Source organism: Mesorhizobium sp. 2RAF21 (genome assembly GCF_052115345.1).
In the GTDB taxonomy this organism is placed as follows: domain Bacteria; phylum Pseudomonadota; class Alphaproteobacteria; order Rhizobiales; family Rhizobiaceae; genus Mesorhizobium; species Mesorhizobium terrae.
Genome location: NZ_JBFRGM010000021.1, coordinates 55,205 through 70,658, shown reverse-complemented (window position 1 = coordinate 70,658; position 15,454 = coordinate 55,205). Strand labels below are relative to the sequence as shown.

Genomic DNA, 15,454 nt, shown 5'->3' with positions numbered 1-15,454 from the left:
ATCCACTGGTATTTTCGTCGCGCGCGGGCGGCACCTCCGTTATAAACCGGCGGACGGTCCGGGATTCGAGCATCGGGCGCCGTTGGAACCGGAATGAAAGGGAACGCGTGGCCGACGACGTGATGAACCAGCCGCCGCCGCTCGCCGGCGGAAATGCCTGGCGAGGCGACCCGCTGCTGATTCAGCTGGCCGAGCGCTTTTCCGAACCTGTGCGCAAGGACCTCGACGGGCTCGGCCGCTTCGTGCTGACGCAGGAGGCGCAGGATCTTGCCCGCCTCGCCAACACCGACACGCCGAAATTGCGGACGCACGACCGGCAGGGCAAGCGCATCGATCTGGTCGAGTTCCACCCGGCCTATCACGCCTTGATGCGCCGCTCGGTCGCCAACGGGCTGCATTCCTCTGTCTGGGAAAACGGCGAGACCGAGATCGGCCGCCGCCATCAGGTGCGCGCCGCGCGCTTTTATCTGACGGCGGAACTCGAGACCGGCCATCTGTGCCCGATCACCATGACCAACGCCTCCCTGGCGGCCCTGATGGCCAACCCGAAGATTTTCCGGGAGTGGGCGCCGCGCGTGACGACACGCAAATACGACCAGGCGCAGAAGCCGCCGGTGGAAAAGGCCGGGCTGACGCTCGGCATGGGCATGACCGAAAAGCAGGGCGGCACGGATGTGCGCGCCAACACCACAAAGGCCGAGCGCGCCGGTTCCAGCGGCTTCTATCGCCTCACCGGGCACAAATGGTTCATGTCGGCGCCGATGTCGGATGCGTTCCTGGTGCTCGGGCAAGCCTCGGAAGGTCTGTCCTGCTTCCTGGTGCCACGCATCCTCGGCGACGGTTCGGGCAACGGGTTCCGTTTCCAGCGTCTCAAGGACAAGCTCGGCAACCGTTCTAATGCCTCGTCGGAAGTGGAGTTCGAAAACGCCATTGGCGAGATGGTGGGCGAGCCTGGCCATGGCATCAAGACGATCATGGACATGGTCACGCTGACCAGGCTGGATTGCGCGGTCGCCTCTGCGGCGCTCATGCGGGCAGGGCTGGCGGAGGCGGTTCATCATTGCCGCTATCGCAAGGTGTTCGGCGCCAACCTGATCGACCAGCCATTGATGCAGCGCGTTCTGGCTGACATGGCGCTGGACGTCGCCGCAGCCACGGCGTTGTCGTTCCGGCTGGCGCGCTCCTTCGACGAAGCCGCCGCCGATCGCGGCGAGGCGGCCTTTGCCCGCGCCATGACCCCGGTGGTGAAATACTGGGTCTGCAAGATCGCGCCGCCGCTGCTCTACGAGGCGATGGAATGCCTCGGCGGCAATGGCTATGTCGAAGAGGCGCCGCTGGCGCGCTATTATCGCGAGGCGCCGGTCAACGCGATCTGGGAAGGGTCCGGCAATGTCATGGCGCTGGACGTGCTGCGTGTCGTCGGCCGGGCGCCGGCTCTTTTCGAGGAGGTTCTCGCCGGCATCGACCGCGACCTCGGCGCCAACGGGCGTGGCACGATCAGTGTCTTGAAGGCGGCCATGCAGGTGGCTTCGACCGACGAGGGCTCTGCCCGGCTGTTGACGGAACAGCTGGCGCTGGCGGCGGCCGCGGCGGAACTGAAGCGGCTGGGGGCAGGGCGCATTGCCGATGCCTTCATCGAAACGCGGCTGGCCGGCCAATGGCGCAACACCTACGGCATGCTGGATTCGCGCCATGACGCCCGCATGATCCTGGATACGCTCTATCCCGAGACGAACTAGCATCGATTGAGCCTTGCCTTCTCCCCTTGTGGGAGAAGGTGCCTGAGCCCGGCGGCAAAGCCGCCGCTGGCGAAGGCGGATGAGGGGTGTTGGACGGAGTGTTACTTCGCAGGATGCGAAGTGGGTTTTGACAGGTGCTAGTTCCGAAACGCCTCGTTTCCTCCAGCACCCCTCATCCGACCTCGCCTTCGACGGCGGCTTTGCCGCCGGGGCTCGGCCACCTTCTCCCGCAAGGGGAGAAGGTAAGGGGCTCTGCCCGTTAACCTTAACAAATGGTTTCCATTGCGGCGCGAGGCGACAAGCCCCACTGTCTTTTCCCACGATAGGAAGACCATGCGCCGCGTTCCGCAACCATTCGAAGGCCAGGACAGAGCCGCCCATTGGGCGGTCATGGTTAAGGCATGTGCGGGATTCCAGCGTCGAACAGCCGGAAAGGTGTGCTGATGCGCGCCTTGTTGCTGCTTTGGATCACGCCGCTCGTGCTTTTCTGGGGCTGGTACTTCCTGTCGCTCAACGACATGAATTTCGGCTATGTGATGCTGAGCCGCCAGCTGCACGACCTGGTCTTCCAGCTCTACGGAGAGATCCTCGGCATCGATCCGGCCATCATTCCCGGCATGGTCGCCAGGGCCTGTGTTTTCGACAGTTTTCTCGTCGCCGGCATCATCGCCTTCCGCCGACGCAAGAAGATCGCGGCATGGTGGCACGGCAGGGCTGCCGCGCAAGACAGCACCAAGCGGGTCAGCTCAGTGCTCGAAGGCGGTCCAAGGCTCCCTGCAGAATAAAGGCGGCTGCCGCCGAATCGATGCGCGTTTCGCGCTTGCGGCGTGACACGTCCATTTCCAGCAACACGCGTTCGGCGGCGACCGTGGACAGCCGCTCGTCCCACAAAACGAAGGGCAGCGGGCTGAGTGGCGCCATGTTGCGCACGAAGGCACGGGATTTCTGCGCGCGAGGGCCTTCTGAACCATCCATATTGATCGGCAGGCCGATGACGATGGCCGCGACATTCTCCTTGCCAAGAAGCGCCAGCAGCGCGGCGGCATCGATCGAGAACTTCTTGCGCATGATGACCGGGCGTGGATGCGCGAAGGACTGGCCTCGGTCCGACACAGCCACTCCGATGGTCTTGTCGCCGAGGTCGATGCCGGCCAGCGTGCCGCCCGAGGCCAGCAGGGGAGGCACGTCTTCGATTGCGATGATACCCACGTGCTTTCCTTTGACTTGATCCGCCGCCGTTCTATCTTCCTGCTTTCGCAAAATCGAGGAGCGGTAGATGAAACTCACCTGGTACGGGCACTCGGCGTTTCGGGTCGAGGCGGGCGGTGCGACGATCCTGATCGATCCCTTCCTGGTGGGCAACCCGTCCTGGGGCGGCGGCTGGGAAGGTGTCGCCGACGGCGTCACCCATGTCCTGCTCACCCATGGCCATGACGACCATGTCGGCAGCGCGGCCGACATCTTGAAGAAGAGCAGCGCCATGCTGGTCGCCAATTTCGAGATCTGCATGTTCCTGGTCGGCAAGGGTGTTTCCGCCGACAAGATTAATCCCGGCAATATTGGTGGCACCGTCGATTGCGGCGGCTTCACCACCACCTTCGTGCAGGCGCTGCATTCCTCGTCGCTGTCGGGCGAGGGCGGCACCAACACCTATATGGGCAATCCCGGCGGGCTGGTCCTGCATTTCCCCGACGACGAGACGCTCTACCACATGGGCGATACCGACATCTTCTCCGACATGGCGCTGATCAACGAACTGCACCAGCCGAAGATCGGCCTGGTGCCGATCGGCGACCGTTTCACCATGGGTGGTGCGGTGGCAGCCCTTGCCTGCCGGCGCTTCTTCAAGTTCGACACGGTCGTGCCCTGCCACTTTGGTACTTTCCCCGTCATCGACCAGTCGGCCGACAAATTCGTTGCCGGCATGGAGGGGACCGGTACGAAAGTGGCGTTGCCGAAGGTCGGCGAGACGATCTCGCTCTAGGCGCGGTGCCGGCGGTTCGGCGCCGTTCGAGGTTGCGCGCGGCGCGGCGCGCGGTTATAGCCGCTTGATCTTTTCCGACACGATTGCCGAGGCTTCCATGTCCGTCGACATTAAGACCGTCAAGCGCGTCGCTCACCTCGCCCGCATCGCTGTGGACGAGGAGGACGCGGCCCGCATGACTGGCGAGCTCAACACCATTCTCGGCTTCGTCGAGCAGCTGAACGAGGTCGATGTTACCGGCGTCGAGCCGATGACTTCGGTCACGCCGATGGCGATGAGGAAGCGCGAGGATGTCGTCACTGACGGCAACAAGGCCGCCGACATCGTCGCCAACGCACCGGCGACCGAAGAGAATTTCTTCCTCGTGCCGAAGGTGGTGGAATAGCGCTGCGGCTTTTCTGCCTGCAATGCGGTTCCCAAAACCCTGTCCCGGCCATTCGCGATTTATGAAATGAAGTTTGCCCGATGAGTGATCTGACCAGACTGACCATAGCCGAAGCACGCGCCAAGCTGCGGGCGAAGGAATTCTCCGCCGGCGAGATCACCGATGCGTATCTCAGCGCGATCGACCAGGCCAATCCTCTGCTCAACGCCTATGTCGCGGTCACCCACGACAAGGCGCGCGACATGGCCAAGGCTTCCGATGCGAAGCTCGCCAAGGGCGAGGGGGGGGCGCTCGAAGGCATTCCGCTCGGCATCAAGGACTTGTTTGCCACCGAAGGCGTGCACACGCAGGCTTGCAGCCACGTGCTGAACGGCTTCAAGCCGCATTATGAATCGACAGTCAGCGCCAATCTGTGGGCCGACGGCGCGGTCATGCTCGGCAAGCTCAACATGGACGAATTCGCCATGGGCTCGTCCAACGAGACGTCTTATTATGGCCCGGTGATCAATCCATGGCGTCGATCGAGCGTCCAGACCACCGTCACCCCGACCTTCCATGACGGCGGCGCCGGTTTCGTGAAGCCCGGCGGCGTCAAGGAAAACCGCACTTACGACAACATGCAGCTGGTTCCCGGCGGTTCGTCCGGCGGTTCGGCGGCAGCCGTCTCAGCCTTTCTGTGCGCCGGCGCCACCGCCACCGACACCGGCGGCTCGATCCGCCAGCCGGCGGCATTCACCGGAACCGTCGGCATCAAGCCGACCTATGGCCGCGTCTCGCGCTGGGGCACTGTTGCCTTCGCCTCGTCGCTCGACCAGGCCGGGCCGATCGCCCGCGACGTGCGCGACGCCGCCATCCTGTTGAAATCCATGGCTTCGGTCGACGCGAAGGACACCACCTCCGTTGATCGTCCGGTACCGGATTACGAGGCGGCGCTCGGCCGTTCAATCAAGGGCATGAAGATCGGCATTCCTAAGGAATACCGCGTCGACGGCATGCCGGGAGAGATCGAGGCGCTGTGGCAGCAGGGCATCGCATGGCTGAAGGAGGCGGGTGCCGAGATCGTCGACATCTCGCTTCCGCACACCAAATACGCGCTGCCGGCCTATTACATCGTGGCGCCGGCCGAGGCGTCGTCGAACCTCGCCCGTTATGACGGCGTGCGTTATGGCCTGCGCGTTCCGGGCAAGGACATCGTCGACATGTATGAAAAGACCCGTGCCGCCGGTTTCGGCCGCGAGGTCAAGCGCCGCATCATGATCGGCACCTACGTGCTGTCGGCGGGTTATTACGACGCCTACTACCTGCAGGCGCAGAAGGTGCGCACGCTGATCAAGAAGGATTTCGAGGATGCCTTCGCCGCCGGCGTCGACGTCATCCTGACGCCGGCGACGCCGTCGGCCGCCTTTGGCGTGGCCGATCAGGACATGGCCGCTGACCCGGTGAAGATGTATCTGAACGACATTTTCACGGTCACCGTGAACATGGCCGGCCTGCCGGGCATTGCCGTGCCCGCCGGCCTCGACCAGCACGGCCTGCCGCTCGGCCTGCAGCTCATCGGCCGCCCGTTCGACGAGGAAACCCTGTTCCAGACCGCGCATGTCATCGAAAAGGCCGCGGGCGGATTCCAGCCGGAGAAGTGGTGGTAACGGTTTGCTTGGCTGCCGCGTTCACGTCATGCGCGCGACAGCCCGCAGTTTTGCCCGAATTCTGCTGAAATCGTGAACCGGTAGGCGGCCGATCCCGTCGAGGTGACGGGATCGCACCACCGCTCGGATGTGGGCAACAGCCACGGGACGGATCGATGTTCTTCCTTCTTTCCAAAGTGTTCTGGTTCTTTGCTCAGCCCTTGAACCTGGCGATTGTCCTGCTTTTGGCGGGCCTGCTCGCGGGCTTCTTCGGTTTGCGCAGGCTGCAGCGGGCGGGCACGGTTGTCGCGGTCCTGGTGCTCGTGCTTTCGGTCTGGACCTCGTTTGGCGCCATCATCATCGAGCCGTTGCAGGCGCGCTACCAGCGCCCGGCAGCACCTGGCCAGGTTGCCGGCATCGTCGTGCTGGGCGGTGGCATGGAGGGGGCGATCAACCTCGCGCGCGGCGGCTATGAGCTCAGCACGGCGGGCGATCGTTTCGTCGAGACGGCGATCCTCGCCCGCCGCTATCCCGACGCCAAGGTCGTCGTCTCGGGCGGTGCCGGCGAACTGATCCTGGAAGGCGAAGGCGACGCCGTCACCGCCGAGCGGCTGCTGACGGCGCTCGGCGTGGCCAAGGAACGCCTCGTTCTTGAGACCGAATCGCGAAACACCTACGAAAACGCCGTCTTCACCCGCAAGCTGGTGACGCCCAAGCCCGGCGAAACCTGGCTTCTGGTGACCTCGGCCTTCCACATGCCCCGTTCCAAGGCGCTGTTCGACAAGGCGGGATTCCCGACCGTGCCCTGGCCGGTCGACTACCGCACATCCGGCAAGGAAGGCGTCGGCCTGTTCACGGACAACGCGATCGACGCGCTGGAGACGACGACGGTCGCCGCCAAGGAGTGGATCGGGCTTTTCGCCTACTGGCTGACCGGAAAGATCGATCAGCCGTTCCCGGGGCCGGCCTGAGGCGCGACGGCGACCAGAACGGCGGCGCGGGCATTGGAGAAAAACTGCCGGCGCACCAGAACCGCGAGCAGGATCAGCGTGGTGGCGGCGAAGACGCCGGCATTCACGAACCAGCCGAGATAGGCGAGCGAAAAGAAGATGCCACGCAGCCCGGCGTTGAAATGCTTGCCGGCCAGTATGTTCATTTTGGCGGCGCGCATCACCGCCGCCTCGGTCTCATGCGGCGCGACGATGCCTTCCTGCGTGGTCGGCACCGCGCCAATCAGGATCGAACAGTAATTGAACAGCCGGTAAGACCAGCCGAATTTGAAAAAAGCGTAGGCGAGCAAGGCGATCAGCCCAAGGATCTTGGTTTCGAACAGGCCCTGCGCCGGGCTGGCGGCATAGGGCAGGGACGAGACGACCGCCAGCACATGGTTCGAAGCGCCGAGCAACGCAAAACAGCCGCCGATGGCGAAGATCGAACTCGAGGCGAAGAAGGCCGTGCCTTGCTGCAGGCCGATCATGATCGAGGTGTCGATCATGCGCAGTTCGCGCTTCGCCATGGTGCGCATCCAGGCTTCGCGCTGAACGTTCATGGCGCTCGTCAACGAAATACGACGGAACAGCCTGCCGTCGGCGGCCAGCGCGAAAAACACCCAGACGCCCAGGTAGAAAACCAGAGCTGCGATGTCATTCGGGGAAAAGAGGAAAGAATCGCCCATGCACCCTATTTTACATGATGGTGGCTTCGTTCTCGAAGCTTATGGATGATGTCGTTTGCAGCGAAATGAACGTCGGGGCGGCCTCTAGCGCCCGCGTGGCGAATGACGGAATGATCAACTAAGGTGCGTTGCCGTTTCTGGCGCGGTTTGGGAGCTTTTCAGGCGTGTTTCTTTCAGTTTTCGACCTGTTCAAGATCGGCATCGGTCCATCCAGTTCGCACACGATGGGCCCGATGACGGCGGCCGTGCGCTTTCTTGACGAGGTCGAGAATGGTGACTGGCCCCGGCCTTCGGGTGTGAAGGTGGAGCGAATCGGCGCCAGCCTGCACGGGTCGCTCGCCTATACCGGCATCGGCCATGGCACGGACCGCGCCGTCGTGCTGGGTCTCGCCGGTCAGACACCGCAGACCGTCGACCCCGACAAAGCCGACGAGATCGTCGCCGAAATCACCGCGAGCAAGCAGATCAGGCCGCAGGGGCGCTCATCGTCCTATCGATTCGACCCGGCCAAGGATCTGGTTCTGGACAAGAAGACCCCGCTGACCGGCCACGCCAACGGCATGGCCTTCTATGCCTATGACAGCGCCGATCGGCTGCTGCTCAAGCGTATCTATTATTCGATCGGCGGCGGCTTCGTCGTTTCCGAGGAAGAACTGCAGCGCATGAAGACGAAGGGGTCGGTGACGACCGAAGGCAAGAAGGTACCGCATCCCTTCAAGAACGCCGTCGAAATGCTCAAGATGGCTGAGAAAAGCGGCCTTTCCATCGCCGAGATGAAGCGGATCAATGAAGAGACGCACATGTCGCGCGAAAAGCTGGATGCCGGGCTCGACGCGGTGTGGGACGCCATGCGCGGCTGCATCGACCGCGGCCTCAGCCAGGAAGGCATCATGCCCGGCGGGTTGAAGGTGCGCCGGCGCGCGCGCCAGTTGCATGACAAGTTGCAGGAGCAATGGCAGCAGAACCGGCCGAACCCGCTGCTCGCCAATGACTGGCTGTCGATCTACGCGATGGCGGTCAACGAAGAGAACGCCGCCGGCGGGCGCGTGGTGACGGCGCCGACCAACGGCGCCGCTGGCGTGGTGCCGGCCGTCATGCGCTATTGGCTGCATTTCCATCCCGAGGCCGATCAGGCCTCGATCCGCGATTTCCTGCTGACCGCGGCGGCCATTGGCGGCATCATCAAGTCGAATGCCTCGATCTCCGGGGCCGAGGTCGGTTGCCAGGGCGAGGTGGGTTCGGCCTCGGCGATGGCGGCCGCCGGGCTTTGCGCGGTCATGGGCGGCAATCCCGAGCAGGTGGAGAATGCGGCCGAGATCGCGCTCGAGCACCATCTCGGCATGACCTGCGATCCCGTTGCAGGCTTGGTGCAGGTGCCATGCATCGAGCGCAACGCGCTTGGCGCCGTGAAGGCGGTGACAGCCGCCTCGCTCGCCATTAAAGGCGACGGCAAGCATTTCGTGCCGCTGGACGCGGCCATCGAGACCATGCGTCAGACCGGCCTCGACATGAACGAGAAATACAAGGAAACCAGCCTGGGCGGCCTCGCGGTCAACGTTGTGGAGTGCTGACCGCACCTATCCTGGCATTGTGGAGAAGTCGCGCAGGCCGTTGACCCTGCCGGCCAGCGTACTACCTTCCAGCCATGTCTCTCAATCTCATCAAGCTTTGCGTCGGCTGCGACAGCGTCGAGGATCTGGAGGAGTGGATTGTCTTCCGGCTCGACGAGAGACGGCGGGCCGGCGAGCCCGTCGAGCAATATCATACCACGCGCATGGTGCCGACGCGCGCCGCCGAGATCGTTGACGGCGGATCGCTCTACTGGGTCATCAAGGGCAGCGTGCAGTGCCGGCAGCTGATCACCGAAATCCGGCCGTTCACCGACGCCGAGGGCATCGGCCGCTGCCATCTGGTGCTTGATCCGATCGTTACGCGTACCGAATGGCAGCCGCGCCGCGCCTTCCAGGGCTGGCGTTATCTGAAGCCCGCCGATGCGCCGGCCGATCTCGGCAAGGGCAGGGTCGGTTGGGCGGAGATGCCGCCAAAACTCAGGCAGGAACTCGCCGAACTCGGATTGCTCTGAAGGTCACGCGGGAAGCATCCCGCCGCGCGACCGTTAGTCGAATATTGGTACGGCGCCCGGATCGCGCTACACTGCAGTTAACCAAGGTGGTCGGCCATGGCGATTGCGATCGCGATGATTGCGGTGTTGCTTGCTGTACTGGGCATGGCGGGGCTGTTTTTGCGCGCCGATCCCAGGGCCGTTGCAGCCAATGTCCGCATTGCCCTGCCGGTGGGGCTGGGCGCCGCCGGCGCTGGAATTCTCGCTATTGGCCGCACCGGGATGGGATTGCTCATTCTGGCCGTCGCGGCCGGGCTCTACGCGCTACTGCGCAGGCAAGCCAAATCACTGCCGCTGATCGCCCGCCAATCCATCGTGCGGACGGCTGCCCTGGAAATGGAACTCGATCACGACACGGGACGGCTCGAAGGTCTCGTGCTTGCCGGCCTCAGCGAAGGGCGCATGCTGGGGGCGATGAATTTGACGGAACTGGGCCGTCTCTACCGCGAACTGGCCGTCGATGCCGACAGCCGCCAGTTGCTAGAGGCGTATCTTGACGGCCGATTTCCCGTCTGGCGCCTCGACACGCAGACGTATCGTGGCGAGGGGCTGCGTATTGCGCCAGGTCCGGGCGCCATGACTAAGGAGGAGGCCTACAAGATCCTTGGTCTTGAAACGGGCGCCGCCGCGACGGATGTCCGCAAGGCGCACCGCCGCCTGATGCAGCGCCTGCACCCCGATGTCGGAAACGCGTCGTTCCTGGCGGCGCGGATCAATGAAGCCAAGGACGTCCTGCTCTCCAATCACCACTGAACTCCTTCGATTCGGTACGTTTCCGGGAGAAATCCACTCACTGCTGTACTGCGAAGCAGGAGATGCTCTTCCGCTTCAATGCGTTGCAGGCCTTCCACGCCGCTTCCTTGGTCTCGAAACCGAAGCGGGCGCGATAATAGGTGGTGCCGTCCTTGTCGAAGGCGACGGTGAAGCCGGAGGCCTTGGCCAGCACGCGGCCGGCCTGTTTGGCGACCTTGTCGAGCTGTGCCTTGGCATCGGCCTCGCGCGGCGCCGACGCGATCTGCACGGCCCAGGCACCGGAGGCGCTGGTGCTGGCCGCGGCCGAATTGTCGGCGGTCGAGGCGGTCATCAGACGGTCGATCGGCGTTTCTTCGGCGGCATAGGCCTGCACGACCGGAAGCTCGGCCGGGATCGGCGCAGAGGCTGCCGACGCGGTGACGGGTACCGCCGCCGCGATCACCTTCTTGTCCTTGCGCGACGGCTTGGCCGGGGCTTCCTCGACCACTGCGTCCTCGGCGACTTCCTCGTCGGCCACGGCTTCGTCAGCGGAGGCTACGACGGTCTCCGGCTTTTCCTCGGGCGTCGGGGCGTTCTTCTTGGGCAGCAGCGCGTTGGAGAGCGCGGCAACCGCAGTGTCGTTCGATGCACGCGCAACGATCGGACCGGAACCACGGGTCGACGATTCCGGCAGGTAGGACTGGATGAGCTTCGCCATCTGGTTGTCGCGCGAAGCGCCAGAGGTGCCGCCCATCACAACCGCGACTAGCTTGCGGTTGCCGTCATTGACCGAGGAAACCAGGTTGAACCCGGATGCGCGGGTGTAGCCGGTCTTGATGCCGTCAACACCCTTGATGCGGCCGAGCAGGCGATTGTGGCCGTTGATCTGGCGCTTGCCGTAGGCGAACGACCGGGTCGAGAAGTAGCCATAATACTGCGGGAAATGTTCGCGCAGCGCCATGCCGAGGGTGGCCATGTCCTGAGCGGTGGTGAACTGGCCGGGGTCCGGCAAGCCGTTGGCGTTGCGGAACACCGTGCCCTTCATGCCGAGCGCACGCGCCTTGGACGTCATCATGCGGGCGAAATTGGCTTCCGTGCCGCCCAGCATCTCGGCAAGCGCGGTCGAGGAATCGTTTGCCGATTTGGTGACCATGGAAAGGATGGCGGTCTCGACCGTGACGGAGCCACCCTTGCGCACGCCAAGCTTGGTCGGCGGTTCGGCCGCGGCCCTGGCCGAGAAGACGACCGGCGAATTCTTGCTGATGCGGCCGGCCTTGAGTGCTTCGAAGGTCAGGTACAGCGTCATCATCTTGGTCAGCGACGCCGGATAGCGGCGCGCATTGGCGTCCTTGGCGTAGAGCGTCTTGCCGGTCTTGGCATCCACCACGATCGCCGAAGAGGGGGCCGCCATGGCAGGCGCGATGCTTGCCGCCGCGAATGTCAGCGCGAGCGTGGCCACCATGGAAGTTTTGAGAAGAGAGACCGAATTGGACACGATGCCTTTGAACGCCTGACGCACTGCTGCTTCCTTTGATGAATTTTGATTGCACCCCAGGGGACCGGCAAAGGTCCGGCCCCGCATTCGGTCAAATTACTTAAGGCTCGTTACCAATCCGTTTATGGTAACCGTCCCGTTCATCATTTTGGCGGCTGTTGAGACGAGCTTTATTCAGATTTTAGGAACCGTGGCGCACGGTGCTGGCGATTGACTTTTTGTGCGCTGCAACATAGAAGTTGCGCATCGCACAACCAATCCGCCGTGAAAGGAATGCCCGATGAGCCAGACCTACGAGGATTTCACCAAATACAGCAAGGAATTCGCCGATACCGGCCTGAAGAGCTTTGCTTCGCTTTCGAAGGGCGCTCAGGCGATCGCCACTGAGGCGACCGAATACACCAAGAAAAGCTTCGAAAATGGCGCCGCCCATGTCGAAAAGCTGTTTTCGGCCAAGTCGCTGGAAAGCGCCGTCGAGATCCAGGCCGACTATGTGAAGAACGCCTATGAGGCTTTCGTCGCCGAGGCCACCAAGATCAGCGAACTCTACGCCGATCTCGCCAAGGACGCCTACAAGCCGTTCGAATCGGCCGTCGCGCAGGCGAAGTAAACATCGTCATCTTCCGGTTTGCGGGTTCGGATACCCGCCCAACGAGCCCGGCTGCCTCTGCGCGGCCGGGTTTTTTTTATGCGCATGCCTGCGACCAATTCACGATTGCAAAAAACGGCGCTGATTGAGGACCTAGCCATATTGTCAGCTAACCAGAAGGGCTTAAAATCCTGCATCGATACCCTACATGTCGGGTTCGTACGGGGATTCGATCCAGAGGCAGAAATACGTGACCACCGGTAAGACTGCCACAACAGATGTGGCGCGGATGCAGAACGGCAGCGACGGCAATGGTGTCGGTCGCGGCACAGCCGTTATCACGCGCACCAAAACCAAGACCAAGAAGCCCAGCCTCTATCGGGTTCTGATCCTCAACGACGACTACACCCCGATGGAGTTCGTGGTCCACGTTCTGGAGCGTTTCTTCCAGAAGGACCGCGAGGCTGCCACGCGCATCATGCTCCATGTCCACAATCACGGCGTGGGCGAGTGCGGGGTCTATACCTACGAAGTGGCCGAGACCAAGGTGTCTCAGGTCATGGACTTCGCCCGACAGAACCAACATCCGCTGCAATGCGTGATGGAGAAGAAGTGAGGTAACATGCCGGCTTTCTCCCAGGGCCTGGAAAAGGCGCTTCATCAGGCGCTGACCTTCGCCAACGAACGTCACCATGAATATGCGACGCTCGAACATCTTCTGCTTGCCCTGATCGACGACAACGAGGCGGCCGCGGTCATGCGCGCCTGCAATGTCGATCTGGACGAGTTGAAACAGACAGTTTTGACCTACATCGACACCGAACTCGACAATCTCGTCACCGGATATGACGAGGATTCCAAGCCGACGGCAGGGTTCCAGCGCGTCATCCAGCGCGCCGTCATCCACGTGCAATCGTCCGGCCGCGAGGAAGTTTCCGGCGCCAACGTACTCGTCGCGATCTTCGCCGAGCGCGAGAGCCATGCCGCCTATTTCCTGCAGGAACAGCAGATGACCCGCTACGACGCGGTCAACTACATCTCGCATGGCATCGCCAAGCGCCCCGGCGCGTCGGAGGGCCGCACGCCACGCGGCGCCGAGGATGAGCAAGGTGGTGGCAGCGGCGGCGCCGAGCAGCAGGAAGAAAGCGGCAAGAAGAAGCAGCAGGACGCGCTGACTGCCTATTGCGTCAACCTCAACAACAAGGCCAAGGCCGGGCGTATCGATCCGCTCATCGGCCGCGCGCCGGAGATCAACCGCACCATCCAGGTGCTGTGCCGCCGCTCCAAGAACAATCCGCTCTATGTCGGCGACCCCGGCGTCGGCAAGACGGCGATCGCGGAGGGCCTGGCCAAGCGCATCGTTGAAGGCGATGTGCCGGAAGTGCTGGCGGACGCCACCATCTTCGCGCTCGACATGGGCACGCTTTTGGCCGGCACGCGCTATCGCGGCGATTTCGAGGAGCGTCTGAAGCAGGTCGTCAAGGAGCTCGAGGATTATCCCGGTGCGATCCTGTTCATCGACGAGATCCATACCGTGATTGGCGCAGGCGCCACTTCGGGCGGGGCGATGGACGCCTCGAACCTGTTGAAGCCCGCGCTTTCGTCGGGAGCGATTCGTTGCATCGGCTCAACGACTTACAAGGAGTTCCGCCAGTTCTTCGAAAAGGACCGCGCGCTGGTGCGGCGCTTCCAGAAGATCGACGTCAACGAGCCGACCGTCGAGGACGCCATCGAGATCATGAAGGGCCTCAAGCCCTATTTCGAGGAGTTCCACAAGGTCAAGTACACCGCTGAGGCGATCAAGGCGTCGGTTGAGCTTTCGGCCCGCTACATCAACGACCGCAAGCTGCCGGACAAGGCGATCGACGTCATCGACGAGACCGGCGCCTCGCAGATGTTGCTGCCCGAGCCGAAGCGCAAGAAGACGATCGGCATCAAGGAGATCGAGCAGACCATCGCCACGATGGCGCGCATTCCGCCAAAAACCGTCTCGGCCGACGACGAGAAGGTTCTGGCCGGCCTTGATGTCGAGCTGAAGCGTGTCGTTTACGGCCAGGATACAGCGATCACCGCCTTGACCTCGGCGATCAAGCTGGCGCGTGCCGGCCTGCGCGAACCGGAGAAGCCGATCGGCTCCTACCTGTTCTCGGGCCCGACCGGCGTCGGCAAGACCGAGGTCGCCAAGCAGCTCGCCGCCTCGCTCGGCGTCGAACTGCTGCGCTTCGACATGTCGGAATATATGGAACGCCACACCGTCTCGCGGCTGATCGGCGCGCCTCCCGGCTATGTCGGCTTCGACCAGGGCGGTCTCCTGACCGACGGCGTCGACCAGCATCCGCACTGCGTGCTCTTGCTCGACGAAGTCGAAAAGGCGCATCCGGACCTGTTCAACATCCTGTTGCAGGTGATGGACCACGGCAAGCTGACCGACCATAACGGCAAGTCGATCGACTTCCGCAATGTCATCCTGATCATGACCACCAATGCGGGCGCGTCGGATGCGCAGCGGGCGGCGATCGGCTTCGGCTCGACCAAGCGCGAAGGTGACGACGTCGAGGCGATCAACCGGCTGTTCACGCCGGAATTCCGCAACCGCCTCGATGCCATCATCCCGTTCGGCTCGCTGCCGGTGCCGGTGGTGCATCAGGTCGTGCAGAAGTTCGTCATGCAGCTCGAAGCCCAGCTTTCCGAGCGTGGCGTCACCTTCGACCTGTCGCCCGAGGCGATCGCCTGGCTGGCCGAAAAGGGTTACGACGAACGCATGGGTGCGCGTCCGCTTGGCCGTGTCATCCAGGAGCACATCAAGAAGCCGCTGGCTGACGAGGTGTTGTTCGGTAAGCTCAAGCATGGCGGCACGGTGCGCGTCACCGTCGAGAAGAAGGAAACCGGCGAGACCGGTCTGAAGCTTGAAACGCTCGCCGACGAGGCGCCGGTCAAGCCGAAGAAGGAGCCGGAGGAAGAAGAGACGCCGAAGCCGCGCAAGGCGCCGGCCAAGAAGGCGGTTGCCAAGAAGGCAGCGACGGCAAAGCCGGAGCCGAAGGGCAAGGACGGCGGCAAGCGCAGCCTTGTGCCGCAACTTCCGCGCAAGGGCTGATTTGCCCAAGCCAC

Annotated in this window: 15 protein-coding genes; 12 read left to right on the top strand and 3 right to left on the bottom strand. The window is 63.2% G+C overall.

Annotated elements, in window-relative coordinates; all coding sequences use genetic code 11:
- Window positions 1-107: 107 nt before the first annotated feature.
- Window positions 108-1,739: a DNA alkylation response protein gene (locus AB4136_RS27145; RefSeq protein WP_137900722.1), complete on the top strand. Its 1,632-nt coding sequence runs from the start codon at window positions 108-110 to the stop codon at window positions 1,737-1,739.
- A 443-nt stretch (window positions 1,740-2,182) separates the two neighbouring features.
- Window positions 2,183-2,524, top strand: coding sequence for a DUF6105 family protein (locus tag AB4136_RS27140; RefSeq protein ID WP_137900721.1), 342 nt, complete (start codon window positions 2,183-2,185; stop codon window positions 2,522-2,524).
- Here AB4136_RS27140 and ruvX read toward each other — a convergent pair.
- Entirely contained in the window at window positions 2,481-2,948 is a 468-nt protein-coding gene (ruvX, locus tag AB4136_RS27135; RefSeq protein WP_137900720.1) for a Holliday junction resolvase RuvX, read from the bottom strand. The two genes, AB4136_RS27140 and ruvX, sit on opposite strands and share 44 nt — an antisense overlap.
- Window positions 2,949-3,015: 67 nt before the next feature.
- Here ruvX and AB4136_RS27130 point away from each other — a divergent pair, with 67 nt between their 5' ends.
- The 4 genes from AB4136_RS27130 to AB4136_RS27115 all read left to right on the top strand — a co-directional run bounded on the left by AB4136_RS27130 (window position 3,016) and on the right by AB4136_RS27115 (window position 6,704).
- Entirely contained in the window at window positions 3,016-3,723 is a 708-nt protein-coding gene (locus tag AB4136_RS27130) for a metal-dependent hydrolase (protein WP_137900719.1), read from the top strand.
- 97 nt (window positions 3,724-3,820) lie between these two features.
- A complete protein-coding gene (gene gatC, locus AB4136_RS27125; protein ID WP_137900718.1) occupies window positions 3,821-4,108 on the top strand; it encodes an Asp-tRNA(Asn)/Glu-tRNA(Gln) amidotransferase subunit GatC in 288 nt (95 codons plus the stop codon).
- A gap of 80 nt (window positions 4,109-4,188) precedes the next feature.
- A complete protein-coding gene (locus tag AB4136_RS27120; protein ID WP_137900717.1) occupies window positions 4,189-5,754 on the top strand; it encodes an aspartyl/glutamyl-tRNA amidotransferase subunit A in 1,566 nt (521 codons plus the stop codon).
- A 155-nt stretch (window positions 5,755-5,909) separates the two neighbouring features.
- Window positions 5,910-6,704 (top strand): YdcF family protein, encoded by a 795-nt coding sequence (locus tag AB4136_RS27115; RefSeq protein WP_024924125.1) that lies wholly within the window; start codon window positions 5,910-5,912, stop codon window positions 6,702-6,704.
- Here AB4136_RS27115 and AB4136_RS27110 read toward each other — a convergent pair.
- Window positions 6,680-7,408, bottom strand: a complete 729-nt coding sequence (locus AB4136_RS27110; protein ID WP_024924124.1) for a DUF599 domain-containing protein — start codon at window positions 7,406-7,408, stop codon at window positions 6,680-6,682. The two genes, AB4136_RS27115 and AB4136_RS27110, sit on opposite strands and share 25 nt — an antisense overlap.
- A gap of 164 nt (window positions 7,409-7,572) precedes the next feature.
- Between AB4136_RS27110 and AB4136_RS27105 the strand changes: the two genes are divergently transcribed.
- The 3 genes from AB4136_RS27105 to AB4136_RS27095 all read left to right on the top strand — a co-directional run bounded on the left by AB4136_RS27105 (window position 7,573) and on the right by AB4136_RS27095 (window position 10,283).
- A complete protein-coding gene (locus AB4136_RS27105) occupies window positions 7,573-8,979 on the top strand; it encodes an L-serine ammonia-lyase (RefSeq protein ID WP_024924123.1) in 1,407 nt (468 codons plus the stop codon).
- Between the two features lie 74 nt (window positions 8,980-9,053).
- Complete coding sequence (locus AB4136_RS27100; protein WP_024924122.1) at window positions 9,054-9,491, top strand: DUF1489 family protein; 438 nt, start codon at window positions 9,054-9,056, stop codon at window positions 9,489-9,491.
- Between the two features lie 96 nt (window positions 9,492-9,587).
- A complete protein-coding gene (locus tag AB4136_RS27095; protein ID WP_024924121.1) occupies window positions 9,588-10,283 on the top strand; it encodes a DnaJ domain-containing protein in 696 nt (231 codons plus the stop codon).
- Between the two features lie 37 nt (window positions 10,284-10,320).
- Here the strand turns inward: AB4136_RS27095 and AB4136_RS27090 are convergent, their stop codons facing one another.
- Window positions 10,321-11,781, bottom strand: coding sequence for a D-alanyl-D-alanine carboxypeptidase (locus tag AB4136_RS27090; RefSeq protein ID WP_024924120.1), 1,461 nt, complete (start codon window positions 11,779-11,781; stop codon window positions 10,321-10,323).
- A 256-nt stretch (window positions 11,782-12,037) separates the two neighbouring features.
- Between AB4136_RS27090 and AB4136_RS27085 the strand changes: the two genes are divergently transcribed.
- From AB4136_RS27085 to clpA, 3 genes are all read left to right on the top strand, one after another.
- Complete coding sequence (locus tag AB4136_RS27085) at window positions 12,038-12,367, top strand: phasin family protein (protein WP_024924119.1); 330 nt, start codon at window positions 12,038-12,040, stop codon at window positions 12,365-12,367.
- Between the two features lie 268 nt (window positions 12,368-12,635).
- On the top strand, window positions 12,636-12,962 hold the full coding sequence (clpS, locus tag AB4136_RS27080; protein ID WP_024924118.1) for an ATP-dependent Clp protease adapter ClpS: 327 nt from the start codon (window positions 12,636-12,638) through the stop codon (window positions 12,960-12,962).
- A gap of 6 nt (window positions 12,963-12,968) precedes the next feature.
- Window positions 12,969-15,440 (top strand): ATP-dependent Clp protease ATP-binding subunit ClpA, encoded by a 2,472-nt coding sequence (gene clpA / locus AB4136_RS27075; RefSeq protein WP_024924117.1) that lies wholly within the window; start codon window positions 12,969-12,971, stop codon window positions 15,438-15,440.
- Window positions 15,441-15,454: the final 14 nt, after the last annotated feature.

Excerpts from the sequence above, each read along its gene's own strand:
- AB4136_RS27140 (WP_137900721.1), top strand. The coding sequence starts at position 2,183 with ATGCGCGCCTTGTTGCTGCTTTGGATCACGCCGCTCGTGCTTTTCTGG.
- AB4136_RS27130 (WP_137900719.1), top strand. The coding sequence starts at position 3,016 with ATGAAACTCACCTGGTACGGGCACTCGGCGTTTCGGGTCGAGGCGGGC.
- gatC (WP_137900718.1), top strand. The coding sequence starts at position 3,821 with ATGTCCGTCGACATTAAGACCGTCAAGCGCGTCGCTCACCTCGCCCGC.
- AB4136_RS27120 (WP_137900717.1), top strand. The coding sequence starts at position 4,189 with ATGAGTGATCTGACCAGACTGACCATAGCCGAAGCACGCGCCAAGCTG.
- AB4136_RS27115 (WP_024924125.1), top strand. The coding sequence starts at position 5,910 with ATGTTCTTCCTTCTTTCCAAAGTGTTCTGGTTCTTTGCTCAGCCCTTG.
- AB4136_RS27110 (WP_024924124.1), bottom strand. The coding sequence starts at position 7,408 with ATGGGCGATTCTTTCCTCTTTTCCCCGAATGACATCGCAGCTCTGGTT.
- AB4136_RS27100 (WP_024924122.1), top strand. The coding sequence starts at position 9,054 with ATGTCTCTCAATCTCATCAAGCTTTGCGTCGGCTGCGACAGCGTCGAG.
- AB4136_RS27095 (WP_024924121.1), top strand. The coding sequence starts at position 9,588 with ATGGCGATTGCGATCGCGATGATTGCGGTGTTGCTTGCTGTACTGGGC.
- AB4136_RS27085 (WP_024924119.1), top strand. The coding sequence starts at position 12,038 with ATGAGCCAGACCTACGAGGATTTCACCAAATACAGCAAGGAATTCGCC.
- clpS (WP_024924118.1), top strand. The coding sequence starts at position 12,636 with ATGCAGAACGGCAGCGACGGCAATGGTGTCGGTCGCGGCACAGCCGTT.
- clpA (WP_024924117.1), top strand. The coding sequence starts at position 12,969 with ATGCCGGCTTTCTCCCAGGGCCTGGAAAAGGCGCTTCATCAGGCGCTG.